Source organism: Nitrosospira sp. Nl5, from assembly GCF_900102495.1.
In the GTDB taxonomy this organism is placed as follows: Bacteria; Pseudomonadota; Gammaproteobacteria; order Burkholderiales; family Nitrosomonadaceae; genus Nitrosospira.
Map to the genome: position 1 here is coordinate 122,484 of NZ_FMVQ01000005.1, position 26,383 is coordinate 148,866.

General features: G+C 52.6%; 24 protein-coding genes. 5 read left to right on the forward strand and 19 right to left on the reverse strand.

The features are described 5' to 3' along the window. Window positions 1-52: 52 nt before the first annotated feature. The 9 genes from lysA to BLP45_RS07035 all read right to left on the reverse strand — a co-directional run bounded on the left by lysA (window position 53) and on the right by BLP45_RS07035 (window position 9,558). Window positions 53-1,306, reverse strand: coding sequence for a diaminopimelate decarboxylase (lysA, locus tag BLP45_RS07000; RefSeq protein ID WP_090371141.1), 1,254 nt, complete (start codon window positions 1,304-1,306; stop codon window positions 53-55). After that, window positions 1,303-1,449 carry an LPS translocon maturation chaperone LptM gene (locus BLP45_RS14925; RefSeq protein ID WP_256327736.1) on the reverse strand — a complete coding sequence of 49 codons (147 nt, stop codon included), beginning with the start codon at window positions 1,447-1,449 and terminating at the stop codon, window positions 1,303-1,305. Before BLP45_RS14925 ends, lysA begins: the two co-directional genes overlap by 4 nt. 200 nt (window positions 1,450-1,649) lie before the next feature. Then, entirely contained in the window at window positions 1,650-2,426 is a 777-nt protein-coding gene (locus BLP45_RS07005) for a M48 family metallopeptidase (RefSeq protein WP_090371142.1), read from the reverse strand. Continuing rightward, a complete protein-coding gene (locus BLP45_RS07010; RefSeq protein WP_371128736.1) occupies window positions 2,401-3,153 on the reverse strand; it encodes a lysophospholipid acyltransferase family protein in 753 nt (250 codons plus the stop codon). Before BLP45_RS07010 ends, BLP45_RS07005 begins: the two co-directional genes overlap by 26 nt. A gap of 2 nt (window positions 3,154-3,155) precedes the next feature. Beyond that, complete coding sequence (gene gmhB / locus BLP45_RS07015; RefSeq protein ID WP_090371145.1) at window positions 3,156-3,689, reverse strand: D-glycero-beta-D-manno-heptose 1,7-bisphosphate 7-phosphatase; 534 nt, start codon at window positions 3,687-3,689, stop codon at window positions 3,156-3,158. 95 nt (window positions 3,690-3,784) lie between these two features. After that, window positions 3,785-5,923, reverse strand: coding sequence for a glycine--tRNA ligase subunit beta (glyS, locus tag BLP45_RS07020; RefSeq protein ID WP_090371147.1), 2,139 nt, complete (start codon window positions 5,921-5,923; stop codon window positions 3,785-3,787). Then, entirely contained in the window at window positions 5,920-6,825 is a 906-nt protein-coding gene (gene glyQ / locus BLP45_RS07025; protein ID WP_090371149.1) for a glycine--tRNA ligase subunit alpha, read from the reverse strand. Before glyQ ends, glyS begins: the two co-directional genes overlap by 4 nt. A gap of 52 nt (window positions 6,826-6,877) precedes the next feature. Next, window positions 6,878-8,368 carry an apolipoprotein N-acyltransferase gene (gene lnt / locus BLP45_RS07030; RefSeq protein WP_256327740.1) on the reverse strand — a complete coding sequence of 497 codons (1,491 nt, stop codon included), beginning with the start codon at window positions 8,366-8,368 and terminating at the stop codon, window positions 6,878-6,880. Between the two features lie 35 nt (window positions 8,369-8,403). Then, window positions 8,404-9,558 carry a sensor histidine kinase gene (locus BLP45_RS07035; protein ID WP_143002417.1) on the reverse strand — a complete coding sequence of 385 codons (1,155 nt, stop codon included), beginning with the start codon at window positions 9,556-9,558 and terminating at the stop codon, window positions 8,404-8,406. 245 nt (window positions 9,559-9,803) lie between these two features. Between BLP45_RS07035 and BLP45_RS07040 the strand changes: the two genes are divergently transcribed. Next, window positions 9,804-11,120 (forward strand): M23 family metallopeptidase, encoded by a 1,317-nt coding sequence (locus BLP45_RS07040; protein WP_090371152.1) that lies wholly within the window; start codon window positions 9,804-9,806, stop codon window positions 11,118-11,120. 36 nt (window positions 11,121-11,156) lie between these two features. Further along, on the forward strand, window positions 11,157-12,257 hold the full coding sequence (locus BLP45_RS07045) for an anhydro-N-acetylmuramic acid kinase (protein WP_090371154.1): 1,101 nt from the start codon (window positions 11,157-11,159) through the stop codon (window positions 12,255-12,257). A 48-nt stretch (window positions 12,258-12,305) separates the two neighbouring features. On the opposite strand, the gene erpA is transcribed toward BLP45_RS07045, so the two are convergent. From erpA to rplM, 6 genes are all read right to left on the reverse strand, one after another. Continuing rightward, window positions 12,306-12,674 carry an iron-sulfur cluster insertion protein ErpA gene (gene erpA, locus BLP45_RS07050; RefSeq protein ID WP_090371156.1) on the reverse strand — a complete coding sequence of 123 codons (369 nt, stop codon included), beginning with the start codon at window positions 12,672-12,674 and terminating at the stop codon, window positions 12,306-12,308. A 58-nt stretch (window positions 12,675-12,732) separates the two neighbouring features. Beyond that, window positions 12,733-13,146: a bactofilin family protein gene (locus BLP45_RS07055; RefSeq protein WP_090371158.1), complete on the reverse strand. Its 414-nt coding sequence runs from the start codon at window positions 13,144-13,146 to the stop codon at window positions 12,733-12,735. A gap of 10 nt (window positions 13,147-13,156) precedes the next feature. After that, a complete protein-coding gene (locus BLP45_RS07060; protein ID WP_256327737.1) occupies window positions 13,157-13,903 on the reverse strand; it encodes a DUF6776 family protein in 747 nt (248 codons plus the stop codon). 426 nt (window positions 13,904-14,329) lie between these two features. Next, window positions 14,330-15,358 (reverse strand): N-acetyl-gamma-glutamyl-phosphate reductase, encoded by a 1,029-nt coding sequence (argC, locus tag BLP45_RS07065; protein WP_090371160.1) that lies wholly within the window; start codon window positions 15,356-15,358, stop codon window positions 14,330-14,332. Between the two features lie 182 nt (window positions 15,359-15,540). Then, complete coding sequence (gene rpsI, locus BLP45_RS07070) at window positions 15,541-15,933, reverse strand: 30S ribosomal protein S9 (RefSeq protein ID WP_090371162.1); 393 nt, start codon at window positions 15,931-15,933, stop codon at window positions 15,541-15,543. A 4-nt stretch (window positions 15,934-15,937) separates the two neighbouring features. Beyond that, the gene (gene rplM / locus BLP45_RS07075; RefSeq protein ID WP_090371291.1) at window positions 15,938-16,372 is read right to left on the reverse strand and encodes a 50S ribosomal protein L13; all 435 of its coding nucleotides are present in this window, start codon (window positions 16,370-16,372) and stop codon (window positions 15,938-15,940) included. A 433-nt stretch (window positions 16,373-16,805) separates the two neighbouring features. Here rplM and BLP45_RS07080 point away from each other — a divergent pair, with 433 nt between their 5' ends. Both BLP45_RS07080 and BLP45_RS07085 read left to right on the forward strand, forming a co-directional pair. After that, window positions 16,806-17,678, forward strand: coding sequence for a phosphoribulokinase (locus BLP45_RS07080; protein ID WP_090371164.1), 873 nt, complete (start codon window positions 16,806-16,808; stop codon window positions 17,676-17,678). A 313-nt stretch (window positions 17,679-17,991) separates the two neighbouring features. After that, window positions 17,992-20,241 carry a UvrD-helicase domain-containing protein gene (locus BLP45_RS07085; protein ID WP_090371166.1) on the forward strand — a complete coding sequence of 750 codons (2,250 nt, stop codon included), beginning with the start codon at window positions 17,992-17,994 and terminating at the stop codon, window positions 20,239-20,241. A gap of 13 nt (window positions 20,242-20,254) precedes the next feature. On the opposite strand, the gene BLP45_RS07090 is transcribed toward BLP45_RS07085, so the two are convergent. The 4 genes from BLP45_RS07090 to BLP45_RS07105 all read right to left on the reverse strand — a co-directional run bounded on the left by BLP45_RS07090 (window position 20,255) and on the right by BLP45_RS07105 (window position 23,458). Beyond that, window positions 20,255-21,010, reverse strand: coding sequence for a BPSS1780 family membrane protein (locus BLP45_RS07090; RefSeq protein WP_090371168.1), 756 nt, complete (start codon window positions 21,008-21,010; stop codon window positions 20,255-20,257). A gap of 48 nt (window positions 21,011-21,058) precedes the next feature. After that, window positions 21,059-22,009: a homoserine kinase gene (locus tag BLP45_RS07095; protein WP_090371170.1), complete on the reverse strand. Its 951-nt coding sequence runs from the start codon at window positions 22,007-22,009 to the stop codon at window positions 21,059-21,061. Window positions 22,010-22,301: 292 nt separating this feature from the next. Beyond that, window positions 22,302-22,676: a DUF2782 domain-containing protein gene (locus BLP45_RS07100; RefSeq protein WP_090371293.1), complete on the reverse strand. Its 375-nt coding sequence runs from the start codon at window positions 22,674-22,676 to the stop codon at window positions 22,302-22,304. Between the two features lie 53 nt (window positions 22,677-22,729). Then, the gene (locus BLP45_RS07105) at window positions 22,730-23,458 is read right to left on the reverse strand and encodes an LOG family protein (protein ID WP_176754690.1); all 729 of its coding nucleotides are present in this window, start codon (window positions 23,456-23,458) and stop codon (window positions 22,730-22,732) included. 21 nt (window positions 23,459-23,479) lie between these two features. On the opposite strand from BLP45_RS07105, the gene polA reads away from it, so the two are divergent. After that, window positions 23,480-26,215: a DNA polymerase I gene (polA, locus tag BLP45_RS07110; RefSeq protein WP_090371172.1), complete on the forward strand. Its 2,736-nt coding sequence runs from the start codon at window positions 23,480-23,482 to the stop codon at window positions 26,213-26,215. Window positions 26,216-26,383 lie beyond the last annotated feature (168 nt).

The window sequence follows — 26,383 nt, forward strand, 5'->3', positions numbered from 1 at the left end:
GCAATCCAGCCATTTTTACGTAGCTATCTTCTGACTCACTGCATTAGTGTAGTCAGGGCAAAAATTTCTCGCCGGCGACCAATTGATCCACAGACTCACGTTCTCGGATAAGATGAACCTGGTCGCCATCCACCATTACCTCGGCGGCACGAGGGCGAGTATTGTAATTTGAGCTCATGCTCATGCCGTAGGCGCCGGCAGACATGATAGCTAGCAAATCGCCCTGGGACAGCGCCAGTTTCCGGTCGTGTCCCAGAAAGTCGCCTGTTTCGCAAACAGGGCCGACAATCTGATAAGTTTTAACGTTCCCTTTATTAGCGGTAACCGGGAGGATTTCATGGTAGGCGTCATATAATGCCGGGCGCATCAAGTCATTCATGGCAGCGTCCACGATGGCAAAATCCCGATGCGGCGTGTGTTTCAGATATTCGACCCGCGTCAGCAATATGCCGGCATTTCCCACCAAGGCGCGACCCGGCTCTATCAAGATGCGTTGGCTGCCACGGCCGATCCCTTTGCATAAGGCCGCGACATAATCTCGCGCCCGTGGAGGGCTTTCCCCGGAATAACGTATTCCCAGTCCACCACCCAAATCCAGGTGGTCGATTTGCAATCCTTGTGTTTCGAGACGATCCAGCAGCCCAAGTATTTTTTCGCCGGCTTCGACGAATGGGCCGAGCTCGGTCAATTGTGAACCAATATGGCAGTCCAGCCCGGTAACGCGTACATTGGCAAACTGTCGAGAAGAGACATACAGCTTCTCCGCCTGGTCGAAGGGTATGCCAAATTTATTTTCCTTGAGGCCGGTTGAAATATAGGGGTGCGTTTTTGCATCGACATCCGGATTGACCCGCAGGCTCACCGGCGCGATTTTATTCATCTCGCCCGCTACCCGGTCCACTACCGCCAACTCCGCTTCCGATTCCACGTTGAAGCAGAGTATTCCCGCGTCAAGCGCTGCTCGCATTTCGTCAGGCCGCTTGCCTACCCCGGAAAATACGACCTTTTGCGGATCGCCTCCCGCTTTCATTACCCGTCTCAGTTCACCGCCGGAAACAATATCGAAGCCGCTGCCGAGACGGGCAAACAAATTGAGGATAGCCAGGTTGGAATTGGCCTTGACCGCATAGCACACCAGATGGTCGCGCCCGGCAAAAGCGGCGTCGAATTCCCTGTACGCAGCGACTAGCGCCGCACGTGAATATACATAACAAGGTGTGCCGAATTCTCCGGCAATGCGATCCAGCCGAATCGATTCGCCATAAAGACTGGCATTGCGATAATCAAACGACGGGAAACCGCTCACTTCTTTTTCTCTTCACCCTGCAATGGTTGCGATTGGGGTGATTGCTGAGGGGGTTGCTGCTCTTGCGGAAGATAGAGAGGCGCCTTCAAGCCGCAGGCGCCAAGCAGCAGGGCTAGCAGAAAAGCAGTGCAGAATTTACGCATGGGACGATACTGGAATGATGAATAGGAATACTAACATAAAGGTTAAGAGCCTCTGAATAAGTCCCCCGAATTTAGTCGGCAACGTGCTTTAGGAGGACCATTCATGGCCCTTCTAATCAATAGAGTCCAGATAGCCAGATTAAGTTGAAACTACGACAATAAATGTACAGGGGCTTTTTTACAGCTATTGGGCCTTGTTATCATCCAAGTCTCTTCAGCTCCTTCCTAGCCGCCATATAACCCGGATAGACACGTTCCACTGTTTGCCAGAATGCAGGTGAATGGTTCATCTCGATGAGGTGCGACAATTCGTGAGCCACAACATAATCCACCAGGTGGAGCGGCAATTGGATTAGCCGCCAGTTGAGATGGACAACTCCGTGTATATTACAACTGCCCCAAAGAGTTGCGGCGCGGGATAGCCGCAACCGCGGCAGCGCTACACCGAGTTTATCCGCATACAGTTCGATGCGCGCGCTGAAACACGTCAGTGCCTGACTGCGATACCATTCCATCACAATTGCTTCGATTTGCTGTGCGGTTATCGCGGATGGCAGCGGCAACTTCAACTGCCTGGCTCCAATTCCCGGATTTGCTGCTGTCCGTGCTGTTGACCGAACCATTTGCACAATTCCGTCAGCTGTTGTTGCCAGCCGCCAAGGTTCTCCCAGCAGTGGGAAAATCGCGTCCTCCTCCCATACCAGCCTGCTGCATTGCCTGTTTTCCCATTCATTCAGCCTTGTCACCACCCAATCGGCTTTGTTTTGCAATACCGATTCCACCCAGCGTAGCGATTCCCTTGACGGCACACGAACGGTCAAGCCGCGGCTGTCTACTCTCATCCCGATGGTTTTCCGTCTGCAGCGCTTGAGGGTGTACGCCACCTCCTTGCCGTTCAGGCTGATATGACGGACTTCCCCCTTAAGCGTTGCTGGATTACCTTTCAGGAATTTAGATAAATTCTCTGCTGCCGTCATATTCCCTTTGATCCCGATTTCCGATATTGATCATCTCTGCTTCGATCCATCCTTCGACTCTGGCATTGAGGTCGTCCGGTTCCATTCCTGAGGGGTCTATCGGAGCACCGATGCTTACCGTAATCGTACCGGGCAGTTTAATGAAGGCGTTCTTGCCCCAGAACTCGCCCGCATTGTGTGCCACCGGTATTACCGGCGTTGCGGTATGTGTTGCAAGCCATGCTCCGCCTATACGGTACTTGCCTTTTTTTCCAGGCGCGATCCGTGTGCCTTCCGGGAAAATGACTATCCAGAATCCCTGCTTAAGCCGGTCTTTTCCCTGCTCGACGATCTGTTTCAGTGCGGCCTTCCCTGAACTGCGGTCGATTGCGATGGGATTGGTCATCGCCAGTCCCCAGCCGAAAAACGGCACACGCAACAGCTCTTTCTTGAGCACCCACACCTGGGGCGGAAAAATCTGCTGAAACGCGAGCGTCTCCCATGCGGATTGATGCTTGGACAGGACAATGCTTGGTGTCCGGGGAATATGCTCCGCTCCCATCACGCGATAATGGATACCGCAAATAACGCGGAGCAAAAACAACATCAGATGCGCCCAGCCGGAAGTGATGCGATAGCGCTTGAACGGCGACAGCGGAAACGCGGCGAATACAATCACAGCATAAAGTGGCGTAATAATAATCTGCAACAGACTGTATAGCGTCGAGCGCAGCACGGCGAGGACCATGCTCATTCCGCCAGAGCATCAACGGCCGCAGCGAGATGAGGGAATACTTTGGTATTTTCCGGCAGCCCGCCCTTCGTGCTCGTTTTTTTGCCTTTGCCGGTCAATACCAGAACGGGGAGTGCACCCGCCTCGGATGCAGCCTGTAAATCCCGCAAAGAATCGCCGACGGCCGGTACTCCATTTAACTCAAGACCAAAACGTTGCGCGATTTCCTTGAACATGCCGGTCGCGGGCTTGCGGCAATCGCACTTGTCCGTAGTGGTATGAGGACAGAAAAACATTGCATCGACGCGTCCGCCTGCCTGATTCACCGCCTTCCACATCTTGTCATTAATGGCATTGAGCGTCGCCATGTCCAGTAGTCCCCGCCCGATGCCGGATTGATTGGTGGCCACCACTACCCGATAACCCATCTGGGTAAGGCGGGCGATCGCCTCCAGGCTACCGGGAATAGGCTTCCATTCATCCGGTGTCTTGATGAAGGTGGCGCTGTCATAATTGATGACGCCATCGCGGTCGAGAATGATCAGTTTCATCTTAGGCAGCTAATCCTAGTGTGAGTCAAAAGTGTCGGTAAATAACCGATTCAAACGAATAAACCGTGAAGTAGCGATATCTCTGACTCACTACGCTAAATAGCCAACTTGGAAATATCGGCCACCCGATTCATCGCCTGCTGCAACTGTGCCAATAGCGCAAGGCGATTGGCGCGCAAAGCGGCGTCTTCAGTATTTACCATCACATTATCAAAAAATGCATCGACAGGCATTTTCAATGCCGCAAGTTCTTGAAGAGCCGAGCTGAATTCTCCAAGCTTGAAAGCGGCCTCAGCTTTTGGCATGACCATGGTGAGCACAGCATGCAATGCCTGCTCGGCAGGCTCTTGCAACAGCGCAACATTTACAGGGCCGCCAATCTTACTTCCAACCTTCTTCAAAATATTACCGACCCGCTTGTTGGCGGAAGCCAGGCTTCCAGCTTCAGGCAAAGCGGAAAACGCGCGTATGGCAGCAAGACGTTGGGGAATCTCGTTCAAAAATTGCGGCCGTTTTGCAATGACTGCCTCAATCTGCTGTACGGAGTACCCCTGTTCGCGCAGGTGACTGGACGTTCTTTCATAGATGAAATCAAGCAACTGATGAGATTCTGTATTGCCAAAATTAATTTTATTATTGAATGCTCCTCTGGAAATTCCAATCATGTCTTCCAGAGAAATTTCGAGCCTCTTTTCAATCAGCATGCGAGTTACACCTAAAGCATGGCGACGCAACGCATATGGATCCTTGTCGCCAGTCGGAATCTGACCAATGCCGAACATGCCGACCAGGGTTTCCATTTTATCCGCCAGTGCGACGCAGACGCCAGCTATATTGCGCGGCAACTCGTCGCCCGCATAGCGGGGCTTGTAGTGGTCTTCGATAGCATATGCAATATCGTCCGCCAGCCCGTCATGCTGAGCGTAGCAGCGTCCCATGATACCTTGCAACTCGGGGAATTCGCCCACCATACCGGTGAGCAAGTCTGCTTTGGATAGCATTGCCGCTTCACCCGCGTGTGCTGCAAGTTCGTTGCTGCCCAATTGCAAACCAATCGCTTGCGTGATCGCCCAGATGCGTTCTACGCGCTCGGCCTGAGTACCGAGCCTATTGTGATAAACGACCTTATCCAGACCGGCAACACGCGAATACAGCGTCTTCTTGCGATCCTGATCAAAGAAGAATTTCGCATCGGCCAGGCGGGAACGCAGCACGCGTTCGTTGCCGCCTACTATTTGGCTTGCATCCGAGGGACGGATGTTGGAAACGATGAGAAATTTGTTGGTGAGCTTGCCGTTAACGTCGAGCAGCGGAAAATGTTTCTGGTTCGCCTTCATGGTAAGAATCAGGCATTCTTGCGGTATCTCAAGGAATGCCGCATCAAACTCCCCCACCAGCACGTTAGGCCGCTCGACCAGCGCCGTCACCTCCTCCAGCAATGCTTCATCTTCGGCGAACTTGAGGCCCTCTCCGGCGGTGGCAACGGCGAGTTGTTTCATAATCTCTGCACGGCGCGCGCCAAAGCTGGCTATGACTGCGCCTTCCGTTGCCAGTTGCTGTGCGTAACTGTCAGCATCCCGCAATACTATCGGATTGACGCTGGCCTCGAAGCGATGACCCCGGGTTTTGTTTCCGGCGGTCAATCCCAGCACTTCCACCATCGGTAAAATCTCTGCACCATGCAGCGCGACCAATCCATGCACGGGACGCACGAAACTTGCGCTATTCCAGCCATCGGCCAGTTGATAGGTCATCATCTTGGCGACCGGCAGCTTCGTGATCAAGGCATGCAGCACCTGTTGCAGGTTTACCGCCAGAGGGAATCCGGCGGATACATCAGTGTGGAATAGAAATTCTGCCTTTCCATCAAATTCCCGGGAGATGCGCTCCCCAAGAACCGAAGGGGATATCTCATCGGGATAATCACACGTTTGCTGTAGTTTTTTACGAAATGCTTGCGTGTACTCCCCATCCGCACCAATCCCTACCGATACCGGCAGGAGCTTTACCTTGCGAGGCTTCTGTACGGCACGTTCCGGGACGTCGGTGATATGCGCTGCAAGTCTTCTGGGAGACGCAAACGTTGTCAGTTGCGCATTGCCGTCGAGGTTGTGGAGTTTTTGCAATCCTTCAAACATGAGAGCTCCAAATGACTCCCCCAACTGTTTCAGCGACTTTGGCGGCAACTCCTCGACAAGCAACTCAACGAGCAGGCTTTTGGCTGCGTGGCTCAACTGATCTTCTCCATGGATTGTTCGATCCGGTCGCGAGGTGCCATAGGGAAACCCAGGCGTTCGCGACTCTCGTAATAGGCTCTTGCTACGCTACGGGCGAGATCGCGAATTCGTCCAATATAGGCCGCGCGCTCAGTGACCGAAATCGCCCCGCGCGCGTCCAGGAGGTTGAACGTATGCGCGGTTTTCAGTACCTGCTCGTAAGCGGGTAATGCCAATTCCCGTTTCACCAGATAGTCGGCTTGTGCTTCGTGACTACCAAATGCGCTCAGCAAAAAATCGATATCGCTGTGCTCAAAGTTGTAGGCTGATTGCTCGACTTCGTTTTGGTGGTATATATCACTGTACAAAAGTCCTTTCGTCCAGGTGAGGTCGAACACGCTTTCCACGCCTTGCAGATACATGGCAAGCCGCTCCAGACCGTAGGTGATTTCGCCGGTAATGGGTTTGCAGTTCATGCCGCCGACTTGCTGAAAATACGTAAATTGCGTAACTTCCATCCCGTTCAGCCATATTTCCCAGCCCAGGCCCCAAGCGCCAAGCGTTGGATTTTCCCAGTCATCCTCAACGAAGCGAATATCGTTTTGCTGCAGATCAAAGCCGAGTTCTTTCAGCGAACCCAGGTACAGTTCGAGGATATTGGCAGGCGCGGGTTTCAGCACGGCCTGAAATTGATAGTAATGCTGCAGGCGGTTGGGGTTTTCGCCATAGCGTCCATCCTTGGGGCGACGTGTCGGCTGCACGTATGCGGCCTTCCAGGGCTCGGGGCCAAGGGCGCGAAGAAAGGTAGCGGTGTGCGAAGTGCCGGCACCTACTTCCATGTCATAGGGTTGGAGCAGCACACAACCCTGCTTATCCCAATAGTGTTGCAAGGTGAGGATAATTTCCTGGAATGTGAACATGAAGAACGCCTGAGAAATTGCCGTGACGGGTAACAACGATAAGGCTGGGATTTTACAGTTTTTTGCGCCTGCCGCGAAAAATTGGCAACAAGCTGGCGACCAGCAGCACACCGGCAAGTCCTAATGTCAAACTGTTGCCGAAACGGACATAAGGCGTTGTACCGGTGTATCCCTGCGCCATGCCGTGCAGCGCGGTCGTGGTAAACACTTCAGCTTCCTGCAATACCGTGCCGCGTTCATTGATAATGGCGGTAACGCCGGTATTGGTGGCACGCAGCATGTAACGCCCTGTCTCCAGCGCGCGCATCTGTGAAATCTGCAAGTGCTGCCGGGGACCGATGGATCGCCCGAACCAGGCGTCGTTACTGACGTTGGCAAGTAATGTGGCTTGCGGCAATTGCTTGATTATTTCTTCTCCAAATACGTCTTCATAGCAAATATTCACCGCTACTCTCTGCCCCGCCAGGTGCATGGGTTGCTGGTCAAGGCCGCCTCGCGAAAAATCCGATAGCGGGATTTTCAGTACATTGATCACCCAGCCGAATACCGGCTTCAATGGAATAAATTCGCCAAACGGAACCAAGTGATGTTTTCGGTAACTCTGATCCGGTGACGCACCGAAACTGAACATGGTATTGTAATATTCGCTGGCTCCGGCGGGCGCTTCAACCATGCCGACAAGGATATCCCCATTATTCCGCTTGGCATGGGTCGCAAGTTGAGCCAGATAGCTTGACGGCACCTCGTCACGATAGAGCGGCACGGAAATTTCCGGCGTGATAATCAAACGGCTGCTGCTTTCCAGCGTGAGGCGGGCATACGTATCCATCGAATTGAAGAGCTGGTCTTCCCGCCATTTCATATCCTGTGAGATGTTCCCCTGCAACAGGCTTACTGTTACCGGATCACCTTGCGGTTTGGTCCAACGGATATGCTGCAAGCCGAAACCGATAATCCAGATTGCGAAAAGGAACAACGGATAGCGCCGTTTTCGAAATGGCTTTTCAAAAAACAAACATATGAGCGCCGCGCTTAGAACAAGTATCAGTGAGACACCATAGACTCCCACTATGGGAGCAAAACCTGCCAAGGGGCTGGCAGGTGCTTGCGAATATCCCAGCGTCAGCCATGGAAAGCCGGTGAACAATACGCTGCGCAGCCAATCCGAAAGTCCCCATAACGCCCCCGCGGTCGACGCCCAGAGCACCGGTATGTTGATGTGCAGCTTCGCCAGTATCCAGCCTGTCAATGCGGGGAATAATGCAAGATAGGCGCACAGAAAGAACAGCGCAAGCACAGCCATCGGCATCGGCATTGCACCGAAATCATGCAGGCTGACGTAAATCCAGGTCACCCCGGCGCTGAACATACCCATGCCGAAGGAGAAGCCTAGCAAAGCTGCGTGCAGGGGCGTCGCGCTCTTGCGCCAGAAATGGCACAAGAGCGCGAGCGTGAGAACAGGAATCGGAAAAAGGTAAAACGGCGCAAAACCGAGAACGGTAAATGCGCCGAGTAGAAAAGAAGCGGCTAATGCCGAGCGGATTGTATTCAAATCTTCAGATGGTCATGCTTCGGTTCCTACCGCGGCAACACCAACCGGAACGTTGAGCCCACATTGACTTCCGAATCTATTTCCAGCTTTCCACCCAGAAGCTTAGCCGCTTCCGATGCGATTGACAGTCCCAGTCCTACTCCAGGTTTGCCATACGTGTCGCCACGCTTGAAGGCAAGGAATAAATGGCTCAATTTTTCAGGTGCGATTCCCGGCCCCTGGTCGCTAACGCTCAATACCCAGCCAATGTCCTCTCTATCCGAAAGGTGCCGGGCGGTTACCTTCACGCTCCCCCTTGAAGTGTATTTCACTGCGTTACCTAACAAGTTTTGCAATACCAGGGTCAGTAATCCTTCGTCGCTCGCGGCCTGAGCTTTCTCGGGCACGTCCACGTTCAATTCCAATCCCTTGGATTTGGCTTCATGCGATATCTGTTTAACCACTTCCGAAAGCAGCAGATTCAGATCTACCAGGCCGTTCCTGAGCTCCACAGACTCCTTCCGAAGCTGCTCCGCCTGAAGCAGCCTATCCATTCCGGCAGTCGTTTGAAAGATGGCGCGTTTGATCGAATGAATATCCTTTACTGCATCCGAACATTCAGGGACGTGCGCAAGTTTTGCGGCGAGAAGCTGTAGATGAAGCGTTGCGTGATTGAGATGATTTCGAAGGTCGTGCGAGAGGAAAGAAAGGTACTTGGACTGAACCTCGGTGGAAAATTTGATCTGCTGTTGCAGGTGATCGGTGAACATGACCATTCCGCTCTGCAGGGCTGTATCAACTGCCATGTTCAAGGCAATGTTACTCTGAACATCCAATCGCTCATCCAGGGCTTCCGAGACTTGTTCAATGATCACTCTCCGGAGTAGCCTGTATTCGACGATCAGCTCTCGTACATTGTAATGCTCATGGAAGCGTGCTTCGCCATGCATTTTGCTGCCTTCCATCAGCTCACGAGTAGTGAAAGGTGTATCCGAAGCAAATGCGCTCACGATCTCTCGCAGAATCTGTGGCAGAGAGTCTCGGAGTTGCTGGAGAGTCAGTTCGTCGGCGGCAGGGAGGGTTCGCAGCACAGCAGCTTCCCACTCCAGGATAATGATATCGAACCGCGACTGCAATGCCGCCGCAAGACGAGGAAAAGCATGATAGGCCAAAAGATCGAGTGTCAGGTCTTCCGTGGACATAAATATTCTCTGTGAAACAATAGGAAATGCTCAGAAAGGCGGAGATGAGGATGCGCTTTACTACTCAGATAAATTCAATGCTACTTTCCTCGCAGAAGAGTGAATCGACCGTGCCGGTCCGACAAACGTCATCAGTAAACCAATAAACTAATCATTTTTATTGTGACGACATTAATACAGGTCTGCATTACGTAGAGAGCAAGTTATGTTAAACTTTATGTTCTCAAAACTTGGTGAGGGGAAGCATGCTGGGCGACAACATCGGCATTTTAGCGCAAAAACCGCTGACGCTGACCAAAAAAAGACTACGCTGGCTAATTCTGTTATCGAGTTTCCCCTTATTCGGGATGGTGACTGCTTTTGGTATCGCGCCTGATACTTCCCCGGAGGATATTCCTATCGAGGAAGTTATTCTCGGGCTTGATCTCCCTGAGATACTCCCGGCCTCGGATGAAAATATGACGTTCTGGCGGCAGGAAAGCATTCAGCGGGGCGACACTATTGGGACCCTGCTTTCCCGGCTTGAAGTGAATAGTCACGATGCAGCCAATTTTCTGCGCGACACAAGGGATATCAAAGTCATGCATCAACTGGTGGCCGGCAAGATCGTCCATGTGCAGACCACCACAGCAGGCGAGTTGCGTCTGTTGCGCTACTTCCTCGGCGGCAGTGAACAGCTGGTGATAGAAAAAAGCGATGGCGTTTTCAAAGTAAGCGGACAGGCGGCCAAGCTGGAAACGCACATTCAGATGAAATCCGGTGTGATAAACAGCTCGCTCTTCGCTGCCGTCGATAGCGCGGGTGTGCCTGACAGCGTCGCCACCCAGATTGTCGATATTTTGGCGTCCGACATTGATTTTCATCGGGATTTACGCAAGGGTGACCGCTTTACCGTGGTGTATGATTCGCTCTATGGCAATGGGGAACCGGCTCGAGCCGGGCGCGTGCTAGCGGTGGAATTCATCAACCAGGGGACGCCTCACCGGGCGGTATACTTTGAGGCGGAAAACGGGGAAAGCGGCTATTACGCACCGGACGGCAAGAGTCTGCGCAAGGCATTTCTGCGATCGCCACTGGAATTTTCCCGCATCAGTTCCGGCTTTTCTCACGCCCGTTTCCACCCCGTTCTGAAAACCTGGCGTGCCCATCGAGGCATTGACTATGCCGCGCCGACAGGTACGCGGGTAAAGGCCGCCGCCGATGGGATCGTGGAATTTGCGGGTTGGCAGGGTGGTTACGGCAATGTCGTTATTCTACAACATCGGGGGCAATACTCTACCGTCTATGGTCACCTCTCGAAGTTTGCCAAAGGCCTGGGTAAAGGCCAGCGGGTCAGCCAGAGCGATATAATCGGTTATGTCGGCGCGACCGGAATGGCCACAGGCCCGCATTTGCATTACGAATTTCGCTTTAACGGTATTCAACGCGACCCGTTACGCGTGGCAATGCCCGTCGCTAACCCTGTGGCAAGTAGAAGCATGGCCGCATTCTACGAAAGCACAAAGCCATTGATGGCGCGGCTGGATATGCTGCGTGGCACCAGCCTCGCATTCCTGGATTAGCCTTCTAATCACTCCGAATCGGGAAATTACCCGGAATTGAAAAACGCTTACTATGTCGGCGTCATGTCGGGCACCAGCCTGGATGGGATCGATGTGGTGTTAGCTGATTTTAATTCGCCGTCCCCATCTCTGTTACACACCCTTTATTTGCCCTACGGCGAGGAGTTGCGCAGCCGATTGCTGGGTATCCACCATTCGGGTCATGATGAGTTGCACCGCGCAGCCATGCTTGGCAACGAGCTTGCCCGTCATTATGCCGGGGCGGTAGTAAATTTGCTTGAAAAAAATGAAGTAGAATCCCGGAATGTTGCCGCTATCGGGTGTCACGGCCAGACCGTGCGCCATTGCCCCCAACCGGATAGAGGCTATACCATCCAGCTATTCAATCCCGCATTGCTTGTTGAATTGACCGGCATTACCGTAGTGGCAGACTTCAGGAGCCGCGATATCGCCGCAGGCGGCCAGGGCGCTCCTCTGGTTCCGGCATTTCATCAAGTCTTGTTCAACGATTCACAAACGCATCGTGTCATTGTCAATATCGGCGGCATCGCCAATCTCACCAGTCTTCCGTATGGTGGAGATGTAACGGGATTCGATTGCGGCCCCGGCAATATAATGATAGACGCATGGTGTTTGCGTCATACCGGAAAGGCATATGATGAAAGTGGTCTATGGGCCGGATCCGGCAACGTCATTCCGGCGTTGCTTGAGAAACTGCGGGCACTTCATTTTTTTTCTCTTCCCCCACCGAAAAGCGTCAGCAGGGAAGTATTCAGTCTGGCCTGGCTGGAGGACTGCTTATCCGGGCAAGAGAACCCGGCGGATGTGCAGGCAACGCTGCTGCAGTTGACCGTCTCAGGAATTGCTGAGTCAATATTTGCTTATTTCCCAGGTGCGATGGAAATTTATCTGTGCGGCGGCGGGGCGCGTAACGAAACCCTGGTTACCCGGTTAAGGACAGCCTTACCAGGTAAAAAGGTGGAATTGACAGATCGGCTTGGCGTCGATGCGGACTGGCTGGAGGCGTTTGCTTTTGCCTGGTTGGCAAAACAGGCCATTCAGGGGGCTCCAGGCAATCTCCCTGCAGTAACCGGCGCCAGGGGCGCCAGATTACTCGGTGCGATTTATCCGGTTTAAAGCCGGGTTTTTACCTTTGCATCCTCTGCGGAAAAATGGACGTTAGACTTAAACCGAAAATGAGGATCCACAACCGCAGGTACTGGAGGCGCCTGGATTTTTGATGACAAATTGCGCGCCCTCGGCGTTCTCCTGATAGTCAATTTCCGCCCCGGCCAGATACTGAAAACTCATCGGGTCAACCAGGAGTTTCACGCCATTTTTTTCCATCACGGTATCATCTTCGCTGATTAGCTCATCAAAGGTAAAACCGTATTTAAAACCCGAACACCCACCACCTGCCACAAATACTCTCAGCTTGAGGTCATTGTTCCCTTCTTCTTCGATCAATTGTCTGACCTTGCTTGCCGCGCCATCGGTAAAGATCAATGGGGCCTGCATTCCCGCGACCAGGTCCGCCTCGGTTGCTGCGTTCATGTTGATTTCCGAATAAAATTAACCATGGGAAAAATTATCCTCTGCTATGACTTAAACGTCAATCTCCGTGGGCGGAGGGTATCAATGCCACGATTTTGTTGTCGATCTCCGCATCATCCTGTCGAAGCAACATACCTTCAATCGATGCGCCAAGCTGAATTTCCATGATTTTGTAGCATACTTCACCCGAGACCCTGGCTTTCGCCTGGAGTTCCAGATATTCGTTCGAGTGTATCGGGCCGACCACGGTACCATTAATGACCGCATGGGAAACCTTGATTTTGCCCTCAATGACCGCCTGGTCGCTCAACACCAAGGTGCTCGGCTTGTCTCCAGTCGCGGTGATGTTTCCCCGGACTTGACCATCTATGCGCAAACCTCCACTGAAAGTAATATTGCCGTCAATGCGCGTGCCCGCGCCAATTAGCGAATCAATATGGTTAAGAGGCTTATTTGCTTTCTTTCCGAACATTCTCTCTCCTTCACAAAGACAGGCTCACGGTCTGCACCAACTTTGCCTGTGCTACACCGTTTTCAAATACCTTCACCTGCATGCTTTCCACAACGGCGTCTGGCGGCAAACGGAAGCTTTTCTCTACGCGCTGGTAAAATCTGAAACTAACGTTAAACGTCTTTGAAGGACTTTCACTGGCAAGAGGCGTGACCATGTTCTCCCCATTCTGCCGGAAATTGACCACGAATTCCAGACTGCCCTGAAAATCCTTGGTGCGCTGTCCACCTTGCACCAGCAACAGGCTGTAATGATACTCTCCGGGTAGTTGCCCGCGCTCCAGCTTTAAACGGCCAATGGAAACTTTTTGTTCGGACTTTCCGTTGACTGACAGGAGGTTCTGAAAAAACGCCACGTCTTCTTTCAGGCGGGTATTTTCATCTCCCAGCATCTTGACTTGCTTGGCAACATCTTCGCTTGCGGCGACGTCCATCTGTAACTGGCGCTCGAGGCCAGCTGCTTTCATGCGTAGTTCATCGTTATCTTGCTGCAGACGTTTGTTCAGCTGGGATAGCCGATCCAGTTCATAGCTTGTTTCATTCTTGTCAAAACCCGCGAACTTGCGTCCGGCATCGTACATGCCCCAAGACAGGCCTAACGCAAGTGTGGCAAGGACGGCGATAACCAGCCATCGCAAATAAGGCGGGTTTTGCGGGCGCAACGCCACTCGCGGCGCGAATATGCCAGTTTTTCTTTTTAGCGATTTGATCCTGACCATCAAATTATCGCGCTACGAAGCGATACATCTGGGCGTAGTGGCATTAGAGAAATTGCGGAGAAAGCTTTAATTTAATTGACAAAGTGTTTTTCCCTGGAGCGAAATGGGAAAACGGTGGGCGCCGGATAGAAGCGAGGCGTGACAACTCTGCAACGAAAGATAATACAACATGACGGCACCTTGCTATTCTACGTCTTCCGCCTGGTTTAACTTTAATCCATTACGCACAATAGTTTCTACCCCCGTCCCGGCAGCCTTCCGACTTAAAGGAACCGGGCCGCGAAGGCGAAGGCATCCGCCCCAGCCATATTCGCCGTTTGTTTCGACTAAAGGATAACTGGCGACATTTCATCATTCCCAAGATCCCGGAAATAACCATTCTCCTCCAGCCGCCGCTTCGATTCTCCGGGTCGGCAGGCTTCTACACTAAGGCAGCAATGGAACAAAGTCGATAGCAAGGGTTTCCGGCAAGCCAAACATCAGGTTCATGTTCTGCACGGCTTGGCCCGCTGCGCCCTTGACGAGGTTGTCTGTTACCGACAATATCACCGCCGTGTCGCCACCTTGCGGACGGTGGACCGCAATACGGCAGAGATTTGAGCCACGTACCGAGCGGGTTTCAGGGTGCGCGCCCGCGGGAAGCACGTCAACGAACGGTTCCCCGGCGTAGCGTTTTTCGTATAACGTTTGTAGATCGGCGTCACCGGTCAGCCTGGCATAAAGCGTGGCATGAATGCCCCGAATCATTGGAGTGAGGTGCGGGACAAATGTCAGTCCGACTGGTTTTGCCGCCACGTGGGACAGGCCTTGCCTGATTTCGGGCAAATGGCGGTGCCCAGACACACCATAGGCTTTGAAATTGTCAGCCGCTTCGGCAAACAGCGTATGCACCTCCGCATTTCTTCCCGCGCCGGAAACCCCGGACTTTGCATCCGCGACAAGATGATCCAGATCGACAATACCAGCTTCGATCAAGGGAAAGAAGCCTAATTGCACTGCTGTGGGATAACAGCCGGGATTTGCTATGAGCCGTGCAGCCTTGATTCCGTCACGATTGATTTCAGGCAGGCCATAAACAGCCTCCGCCACCAGATCGGGACATGCGTGCGACATGCCATACCATTTTTCCCATACCGCGACATCCTTGATACGAAAATCGGCGGCCAGATCTATTACCCGCACTCCCGCATCCAGCAATGACCTGGCTTGCTGCATGGCGATCCCGTTGGGTGTGGCGAAGAATACGACGTCGCATTTATCCAGGCCGGCTTCGGCTGGATCGGAAAATTGAAGTGGCACACGTCCACGCAGGCTTGGAAATAACTCGGCTACGGCCATTCCGGCTTCTTTACGGGACGTGATGGCGTGTAAGTTTACTTGGGGATGCTGCGACAAGATGCGCAGTAACTCCACGCCGGTATAACCGGTTCCGCCTACGATAGCAACTTTAAGCATAAAATCCTCAGTGAGCAGATTGTTAACAAATGCGCTTGCCTGGAATTTTTAGAGATGCCTTTATATTTTTGGTTCGATTAGCCCGATTGCTTACATGGAAAATGCAGCGGGCTGATCGATGGCAAGAAAAAAAGCCGCCAGAAACAGGCGGCTTTCCAAATATGACGTACGCGCAAAAAAGCTTATCGTTTGGAAAATTGCTTACGGCGGCGCGCCTTGCGCAGCCCCACCTTTTTTCGTTCCACTTCACGTGCATCACGTGTCACCAGTCCGGCACTGCTCAACACCGGTTTAAGCGTGGCGTCAAAATCAATCAACGCACGGGTAATACCGTGGCGCACTGCTCCGGCCTGCCCGGATTCCCCGCCCCCATGAATGTTGACCATGATATCAAAGCTTGTAAGATTCCCAGTCAGCTCAAGCGGCTGGCGAACCACCATGCGGCCAGTTTCGCGGGAAAAAAATTCGTCAACCGGTTTGTCATTAACGGTAATCAAACCCTTGCCGGGTTTGATGAACACCCGAGCCACCGCACTTTTGCGGCGACCTGTACCATAATTATACGTTGCGCTCATATATTTAAGCCCTGACTTCGAGTTGGCGCGGCTGCTGCGCCGCGTGCGGGTGTGCGGCACCCGCGTAGATCTTGAGTTTCTTTAACATTGCATAGCCAAGAGGCCCTTTCGGCAACATACCCTTGACCGCCTTTTCCAATGGCCGGCCCGGAAAGCGCGCGTGCATTTTGGCGAAACTGGTCTCGTAAATGCCCCCCGGATAACCAGTATGACGATAGTAAGTCTTGTCTTCCGCCTTGCTGCCGGTGATGCGCAGCTTATCGACATTGATGACAACGATAAAATCACCGGTGTCCACATGAGGAGTGAAAATGGGCTTGTGCTTGCCCCGTAAACGATGGGCGATCTCTGCAGCGAGACGTCCCAACACTTTGCCGGCCGCGTCGATCACGAACCAGTCATGGACTACTTCATGTGGTTTTGCTGAAAATGTTTTCACAAAGCCTGCCTGCTTATGCTTATTGAGATAACCGCGGATTTTATGCCAGACCCGGACGGATGTCAAACTTGAAGCCCCTCATGGAATTCCGGGAATAGCTGCTCGACGACATCGCGGCCATACAGGGGACCCGGCGATTCCGCGCCCGCACCCTGGACTCCAGACGATATTCGCTGAAAAAGTCTTATGCTACTGCAAAGGGACGGAAATTACTCTACAGGCGCCGCTAATCAGGCTGAGTATATTCCTGTCAGCACATACACTTCAAACCGAGCCGCCACGGAATTAATCTTTGCCTATTCCTGCCAAAATTCTCAAGAAAACGGGTATTATGTCGACCGAAAGTGCGTCTGCGACTTGCCGGAGCCGAGCAAGTTTATTGGCGCGAAGACCTTTACCCATTTCTATTATCTTATTGCCCGAGGAGCGTTGCATGTCACAAAAACACCCTGTTATCGCCGTTACCGGATCGTCCGGCGCCGGGACGTCGACGGTCAAGAATAGTTTCGACCATGTTTTTCGTCGTGAGAAACTGACCGTTGCGGTGGTAGAGGGCGACAGTTTCCACCGCTATGATCGTGATGCCATGCGGAAAGCCGTAGCCGAATCGGAAAAGGACGGCGGTCATCCCATTAGTCATTTCGGCCCGGAAGCCAATGAATTCGAGAAGCTGGAAACCTTGTTCAAGGAGTATGGCGAGAGCGGAAGCGGCAAGACCCGCCTGTATCTGCACAATGATGAAGAAGCCGCACCTTATCAGCAAAAGGCTGGCACATTCACTCCATGGACATCGATAGAGCCCGGTTCCGACATGCTGTTTTATGAAGGTTTGCATGGCGGAGTGAAGAGCGATACCGCCGACGTAGCGAACTATGTGGATCTGCTGGTAGGAGTTGTGCCCATTGTCAACCTGGAATGGATCCAGAAAATCCATCGCGACATGAATGCTCGTGGGTATTCGGCGGAAGCGGTGACCCATACCATACTTCGCCGTATGCACGATTATGTGCATTACATTACTCCGCAATTTTCACGTACCCATATTAATTTTCAACGGGTACCCACAGTTGACACGTCCAATCCCTTCATTGCGCGCGATATTCCGACCCTGGATGAAAGTTTTGTCGTGATTCGTTTCCGCGATCCCAAGAACGTGGATTTTCCTTACCTGCTTTCCATGATCCACAACTCATTCATGTCTCGCCCGAATACAATTGTCGTTCCCGGTGGAAAAATGGGACTGGCCATTGAATTGATATTAACGCCGCTGATTCTGGATCTGGTCAGGGAAAGCCGAAGCAAGTAATCAGGCAGTTCTTTTGAAAAGTGCAACGTCATAAAGGGTCTCTATCATTCACTTCGTTGTGGTACGTGTTTTTTGACAGACTTCTGCGCCCGTTAAAAGTGCATGAGGCGTAACGTCGTCATATCAGATGAGATTGACGTATTTTGCACTGCTGGCGTCCAAGCGATTCCATTGTATTTTAAACGATAGGGAGCCCTAAACAATAATCGGGTATATCGCCTTTATATTGTCCTTGTTGTCCTTATTATCCTTTACGGCCGTGTAGCTCGAAATATTCCGGTCAGCAAACGCGTTCCGGAAAAGTCTTTTCTCAATGTCTTCCCTACTTTCAGCATTAAATCCCGAACAACTAGAAGCCGTTACCCTGCCGCATGAGTCAGCGCTAGTGCTGGCAGGCGCGGGCAGCGGCAAGACACGTGTGCTCACTACCCGTATTGCGCATCTCATCCAGTCCGGTCAGGTCAGCCCTCACGGCATACTGGCCGTCACTTTCACTAACAAGGCAGCGAAGGAAATGCTCGCTCGCATTTCTTCCATGCTGCCCATCAATACGCGTGGGATGTGGGTAGGCACTTTCCACGGACTGTGTAACCGGATGCTGCGTGCCCACCACCAGGACGCAGGGTTGCCCCAGGCTTTTCAGATTCTGGATTCCGCTGATCAGTTGGCGGTTATCAAGCGTCTCCTGAAAAGTCTTGGCGCGGATGACGAAAAATTTCCTCCACGCCAAGTGCAATGGTTCATCAATAACGCCAAAGAAGAAGGCCTCAGGGCATCGCGGGTGGAAATTTATGACGATTTCACACGCAAGATGGTTGAGTTCTACCTTTTCTACGAGCAGCAATGCAATAAGGAAGGCGTAGCGGATTTTGCTGAACTGCTATTGCGTAGCTATGAGTTGCTGACGCGAAACGAACATCTGCGCGAGCATTATCGCGGCCGATTTGACCATATCCTGGTGGATGAATTTCAGGACACCAACCGGTTGCAGTACAGTTGGCTAAAGCTGCTTGCCGGTGACCGCGCTGCTGTGTTTGTGGTTGGCGATGATGATCAGAGTATTTATGCATTCCGGGGTGCGAATACCGGCAACATGAAAGATTTTGAGAAAGACTTCCGCATCTCCAAAATCATCAAACTGGAGCAGAACTATCGCTCGCATGGCAACATACTGGCCGCTGCTAACACCCTGATACGCAACAACAGCGGGCGCCTCGGCAAAAATCTCTGGACTTCGGAAGGACATGGAGAACCGATACGCGTGTATAACGCGCCGACCGATTTCGATGAGGCGGCTTTTATCGTGGACGAAGTTAAATCGCTGCATGCGGAAGGCGTCGCGTTGTCCCAGATAGCATTGCTGTACCGCTCCAACGCCCAGTCACGGGTACTGGAGCACGCTTTATTCAATGCCTCCCTGGCTTATCGGGTATATGGCGGCATGCGTTTCTTCGAACGGCAGGAGATCAAGCACGCTTTGGCCTACCTGAGGCTGATAGCCAACCCCGACGATGATAATGCGCTGCTTCGGATCATCAATTTTCCTGTACGCGGTATCGGCATGCGGAGCCTGGAGCTATTGCAGGACGATGCCAGCCAGCAAGGGGGGAGCTTGTGGGCGGCAGCGCTAAAGAAATGCAGAGGCAGGACAACTGCCATTCCCGATTCGGAAAATAAACTCTCGGCCCGGATCGAGCGGAAAAGCCAGGCGGATAGGCCCAAGAAAGGCCTTGAGGGCTTTGTTGCGCTGATTGAATCAATGCGCCAGGGTTGTGAAACGCTGCCATTGCCGGAAGTCGTCGAACACATGCTGGAGCACAGCGGGCTGGCGGCACATTACCGCGCTGAACGCGAAGGAGCCGAACGGCTGGAGAATCTGAACGAATTGGTCAATGCCGCCACCAGCTTCGTGCACGAGGCCGAGGATGACAGTCTTGTGGTATTTCTGGCCCATGCATCGCTGGAAGCAGGCGAGCATCAGGCAGCGGGCGGCCAGGATGCGCTGCAATTGATGACAGTGCACTCGGCCAAGGGGTTGGAATTTCACAGCGTATTCCTGAATGGGCTTGAAGAAGGTTTGTTTCCTCATGATAACAGCCGTAATGAAGCAGGGGGCGTGGAGGAGGAACGACGCTTGATGTATGTGGCCCTCACCCGCGCACGGCGACGGTTGTATTTGAGTTTTGCCCAGAGCCGCATGTTGCACGGGCAGATCCGTTACAACATTCCCTCGCGTTTCTTGCAGGAGATCCCGGATGGTTTGCTGAAGTGGCTACAGCCGCTTCAGAAGAATCAGATCGGCAATCAGGGATTGGCAGTCCGGAAGCAAGGGGCAAGCCGAGCCCAGGAAACTGGTTACGGCATGCAGACTCGTACATTGAACATTCAGGACGCGACGACATCGCGTTGGCGGGTGGGACAGAACGTGATACACGCCAAATTCGGCGCGGGAGTGATAGTCAACTGTGAAGGTCAAGGCACTGACGCCCGCGTGGAGGTCAAATTTGGCCGTGCCGGCACGAAGTGGTTATTGCTGGAGTATGCGAAACTGATTTCTGCGTGAATGTAAACCTGAATCAGCCCGGTCGGACATCGCTACTGTCAGCTCCGGTTGATTCGACTACATCATCCGTAAAAATATCTCTGTAACTTGCATAAATAGAGGCAAACATGGTCGGCACCAGAACAAACAAGCCCAGACCATAGGGCATTGCTGCGACTATCGTCAGCACGATCAGTATGACAGCATAAATCTGAAACGCCACGATGTTTTTGAGGCAGGCAAAGAAGCTTATCCGCATTGCATCCAGTGCGGGCATATCCTTGAATATCACCAGTAAAGGTGCGAACCAGGCGGCCATCATTAGCGGAATGGATAGCATCAGTGCCACCAGGGATGCGGATAACATATCTCCCGAGACGTTTTTCAACTCATTCTCGTCGACCCGTTTTCCGTCTATCAAAAGATCCATCAGTACATTTCCTCCGACCAGCATGAATACCCCGAGAATCAGTACCTGTCCGACCAGATAAATCCCCCCAATAGTGATCAGCGGGCCGGAGGTGTGCCGGAAGCCTGCGAGTAAATGTGTAATCTCCAGTTTGTCGCCTTGTTCCAGGGCCTTGCATCCTATCATCAGCCCGGCTAAAAATACTGGCGAGAGGAGCGTAAAAATAAATTGTCCTGCTACTGGTATCAGGGACAACGTGGCAGCGATCAGAAGCAAAGTCGTGCATAGTACAATCCACGTCAGCGGAACCTGGCGGAATATAAGGAAGCCGGTCACAATCCATTGCCATCCCTGTTTTGCATCGACTTGCCTGACTTCCATTTCCGTATCTCCGATAGGATAGCGCCAGATTCCGACGTAGTTAACCGTTCAAATCCAGACTTGTGCCAGTCTTGGCTGGGATGCCGCATGGCTTTTCAGTATGTGCATGAAATGTGCGGGGTTTTTTGCATGGGTCAATTCCCCCGTGCGCGGCAAGTGATAATCATGCAGCCGTGATAACCAGAAGCGTAAAGCCGCGGCGCGCAGCATCACCGGCCAGGCGCCGCGTTCGATAGCGGTAAGCGGCCTGGCATGGTGATAACCCTCAAGTAGAGACAACGTGCGTTCCTCATCCAGATCCCCGCTCTCACTCAGGCACCAGTCATTGGCGGTAATAGCGAGATCGTATAACAACGCATCGTTACAGGCGAAATAGAAGTCAATCACTCCGCCTATCGCGCTGTCGACGAATAATACGTTGTCACGAAAAAGATCCGCATGAATTACGCCGCGCGGCAGATTTTCAAAACGATACAACGATTGGAAATGCAGTTCCTCTTCGAGAACCGCGATTTCCTCGGCTGTCAGGAATGGCATGATATCGGGCGCTACCGCTTTCCACCATTTTGGACCTCGCGGATTCTCCATTTTCTCAGGATACGATAGGCCGGACAAATGCATGTTCGCCAGGAGTGCGCCGACCTCTGCGCAATGCGCCAGGCCAGGGCATTCCTGCGATTTTCCAGGCAAACAGGTAACAATGCTTGCCGGTTTACCATTAAGTTCGCCGAGGAATTTATTGTCAAGATCAGCTATCGGGCAGGGACATGGAATGCTGTGCCGCGACAAATATGCCATCAGGTTCAGGTAGTAAGGCAGATCGGCCGCGGTGAGCTTTTCAAATAGAGTGAGAACATATTTTCCATGACTGGTCGTGACAAAATAATTCGTATTTTCGATGCCGGAGGAGATCCCCTGCAGATTAATCAGCGTGCCCAGCGAATAGTTTCTCAGCCAGGCGGAAAGTTGATGCTGAGTGACGGTAGTGAATACAGACATGAGTGAAAAAAGGAGGAAGCAGAAGAACTATCGGCTGACGCAATCTTCTTGTCTTTTATGGACATTTTAACCTAATCCGGACGTTGACCGCTCATTTTTCAGCTTTTCATCTGTCAATCGAGCACTATGACCCGCAGGCACCTTTTTCACCGCTCGGCCTGCTTTTTTAGGTAATTCGCTATGGGATGCCGCCGCAAGTCTCTGCCGTCGCCACGAAGACGGTATTCCGCTTCGTTGCGCTTCTGCCGAGTGGCACACAAAAACTCACACTCAGTTCAGCTACCGGGTGAGGTTAAAATTCGCGTATCACCCACATTGGAGGCCGAATGCCTTGGTCGAGACCACCAGTGGCGCCATCGGAAAATGCGCCGTCCCCATGACGGTCAATCAAGTAATACGGCACACCAATGCGGGGAGTAACCTTGATCATATAAAGGCGCCCATTGATGCGGTATTCTTCGACCTTATCCTCTCCACGCCGGGTGATGGTAACCTGCGGCTCAAGCTCGGAATCCTCCTGGTCGGCCCCGGGGGAAGGCAGGGGTATTGCCGGCGGTTCAGGCACTTCTGGTATGGGCACCAGGTTCTTTGGCTGCTTGGGCTGTTTGGATTGCGCAGCCGCTGACAATGCAGTGCTCAATAACAATACAAGAATGATTAGGCGCATGGCGGCTCCCGGCGGGATGAATGAGTTCATTCTATCCGAAATGACATGGCTTGTTACAGATTGAGTTGAACTTCCCGTTCCGCTGCGGAAGGCTCGAAGCCGCGCGTTGCGTAATACTGGAAGATCGCATTAACGATTTCAGCGGGTTCATCAATCATCTGTATCAAGTCCATATCTTCCGGAGCGATCATGCCTTCGGCTACAAGCGATTGCTGGAGCCAATCAAGCATGCCACGCCAAAATTCTGAACAAACCAGAATAATGGGCATTTTCCGGGTCTTGCCGGTCTGAACCAGCGTGAGCGCTTCCATCAGTTCGTCCAGTGTGCCGAATCCGCCAGGTAACACCACGTATGCAGTGGCGAATTTCACGAACATATACTTACGCGCAAAAAAATGGCGGAAAGTCTGGCTGATGTCCTGGTAAACGTTGCGATGTTGTTCATGGGGCAATTGGATATTCAAGCCGATACTGGGTGATTTACCAAAGTAAGCGCCCTTGTTGGCCGCTTCCATAATACCCGGCCCGCCGCCCGATATGACGGAAAAGCCGGCGTCGGACAATTTCCGGGTGATCTGCTCGGTTAGCTTATAGTTGGGATGATCGGGAAGAGTGCGTGCACTGCCGAAAATACTTACCGCGGGTTTAATCGAATTCAGACGTTCCGTTGCCTCGACAAATTCTGCCATAATCCCGAACACGCGCCACGATTCCCTTGCTGACCAGGTTTTTTCCCGAAAATCACTTGTCATGGTAAGAGCGAGTTTATCTTGCGGGTTCATTGGAAACCTTTGGAAGTCTAAATGAAAACATTATTGCTGGTTGACGGTTCATCCTACCTGTACCGCGCTTTCCACGCGCTGCCGGATTTTCGTAACCGCAATAACGAGCCGACGGGTGCGATTTATGGTGTGCTCAGCATGCTGCGCCGTTTGCACAAGGATTATCAGGCCCATTATAGCGCGTGCGTATTTGATGCAAAAGGTAAGACTTTTCGCGACGACCTCTACGCGGAATATAAATCGAACCGTCCTCCGATGCCGAACGATCTCGTGGCGCAGATTACGCCACTGTATGAGTGTATTAGCGCCATGGGATGGCCGATGCTGATCGTCGAAGGGGTGGAGGCGGATGATGTGATCGGCACGCTGGCGAAACAGGCCGTGCGAGAAAACATGCGATGCATAATTTCAACTGGGGACAAGGATATTGCGCAACTGGTGAATCCGCAAGTCACGCTGGTCAATACCATGAGTAACGAAACCCTCGATGAAGCGGGGGTGCTTGCCAAGTTCGGCGTAACGCCTGCGCGCATGCTGGATTATCTGGCACTGGTCGGCGATGCAGTCGACAATATTCCGGGGGTGGAGAAGGTGGGTCCCAAGACCGCGGTAAAATGGCTCACACAATATGAAACATTGGATAATCTTATCACTCATGCCGATGAAATTGGCGGCGTCGTTGGCGAAAATCTGCGCAGAGCGCTGGATTGGTTGAGTAGATCGCGCGAACTTCTTACTATCAAGTGCGACGTGGCGTTACCGGTGAGCTTTCATAATCTTGGGCTGCAACCGCAGGATATTGCAAAATTAGCTGAGTTGTATGAGCGGCTGGATTTTAAAAGCTGGTTGCGGGAATTGCAGCAAGAGACGGGTCCAGGGGAGAGGGGCAATGTATCTTCTGCCGCCGGATACCAGAAAACAGGTGCGGATCAGCGGTCCGCCGGTATTGTATCAGCGGATTACCAGACCATTCTCACTCAGTCCCAACTGGATGAATGGGTTACGCGTATCAATGCCGCCCCGCTGGTTTCGGTGGACACTGAAACCACCGGACTGGACCCGATGCAGGCGCAGCTCGTCGGTATTGCATTTTCCACTGAACCGCATCAGGCTGCTTACTTGCCCCTGGCGCACCGGTATGCCGGGGTCCCCCAGCAATTGGCGATCGATCTCGTGATTGACAAACTCAGACCATGGCTGGAAGATCCGGCAAAGCCTAAACTTGGGCAGAATCTCAAATATGACAAGCATATCTTCGCTAATCATGGCATTAACTTGAGCGGCATCGCGCATGACACGCTATTGCAATCCTATGTGCTGGAATCCCATCGCCCGCACGACATGGACAGTCTTGCGCTGCGGCATCTTGGCGCCAAAACCATTGGCTATGATGAAGTCACCGGCAAGGGGGCCAGCCGCATAAGTTTTGATCAGGTGGATATTGAACGCGCAGCGCGATATGCGGCGGAGGATGCAGATATCACCCTACAATTGCACCAACATTTATACCCGGCAATTACAGGGGAGGTAAAGCTTGATTACGTTTATCGCGTACTTGAAATACCAGTGCTGAACATACTGTTCGAAATGGAGCGCAATGGCGTATTACTGGACTTGAAGTTGCTGGAAAGCCAAAGCCGCGAACTCGGCGAGAAAATGCTGGCGCTGGAGGACCGGGCGCACGGAGTCGCCGGCCAGCCATTCAATTTGAATTCACCCGGGCAAATTCGGGAAATCCTGTTCGGCCAGCTGAAGCTTCCTGTTATCAAGAAAACACCGGGCGGTGCGCCATCCACTGACGAAGACGTGCTGCAACTACTCGCGCTGGATTATCCCCTGGCAAAAATCCTGCTCGATTATCGCGGCCTTGCCAAGCTCAAATCGACTTACACCGACAAGTTGCCCCGCATGGTGGACGCATCCACCGGACGAGTCCATACCAATTATGCGCAGGCGGTAGCGGTTACCGGGCGGCTGGCCAGTAACGAGCCAAACCTGCAAAATATCCCGATACGCACCGCTGAAGGCCGCCGCATTCGCGAAGCGTTCATCGCGTCGGCGGGATACAGCATTATCTCTGCTGATTATTCACAGATCGAGCTACGCATCATGGCGCATATCTCGCAGGATGCGGGATTGCTCAAAGCCTTCGCAGCCGGGGAGGATATCCACCGCGCCACCGCCGCGGAGGTGTTTGGTCTCCCGTTGGACGCGGTGACCAGTGAACAGCGCCGCTACGCGAAAATCATCAACTTCGGCCTGATTTATGGCATGTCGGAATTTGGTCTCGCCTCGCAACTCAACATTGAACGCGCCGCTGCCCGGGCATACATAGACCGGTACTTTGCCCGCTACCCGGGCGTAGCGAATTACATGCAGAGCACCAGAGAAACCGCCAGAAAAAAGGGGTACGTCGAAACCGTTTTGGGACGCAGGCTGTGGTTGCCGGAGATCAACAGTTCCAACGGCAATCGCAGGCAGGGTGCAGAACGCGCGGCAATCAACGCTCCCATGCAAGGTACCGCGGCGGACATTATCAAGCTCGCCATGATCGCGGTACACCCTTGGCTGGCTGAACAAAATATGCGCAGCAAACTTATCATGCAAGTCCATGACGAATTGGTACTGGAAGTGCCGGATGATGAGATTGAAACCATAAAAAATGAGTTGCCGCGGCTTATGGGTGATGTGGCGAAACTCGATGTACCGCTGCTGGTGGGAGTGGGCGTGGGGCCAAATTGGGAGCAAGCACACTAGTGTACTGGTCCATATTTCGCCGCTTTCATCCACGAAGGCAGATGGAGAAACAACTATTGGCCTTTTAAAGGCGTCAAAATCGGTCTTCGCCCAGTCATTCTCCCGCGCGATTCTTTAAGTCGAGCGGGCTGCCAGTATTTTTGTATTGCTAATAGGGTAAAAATTACC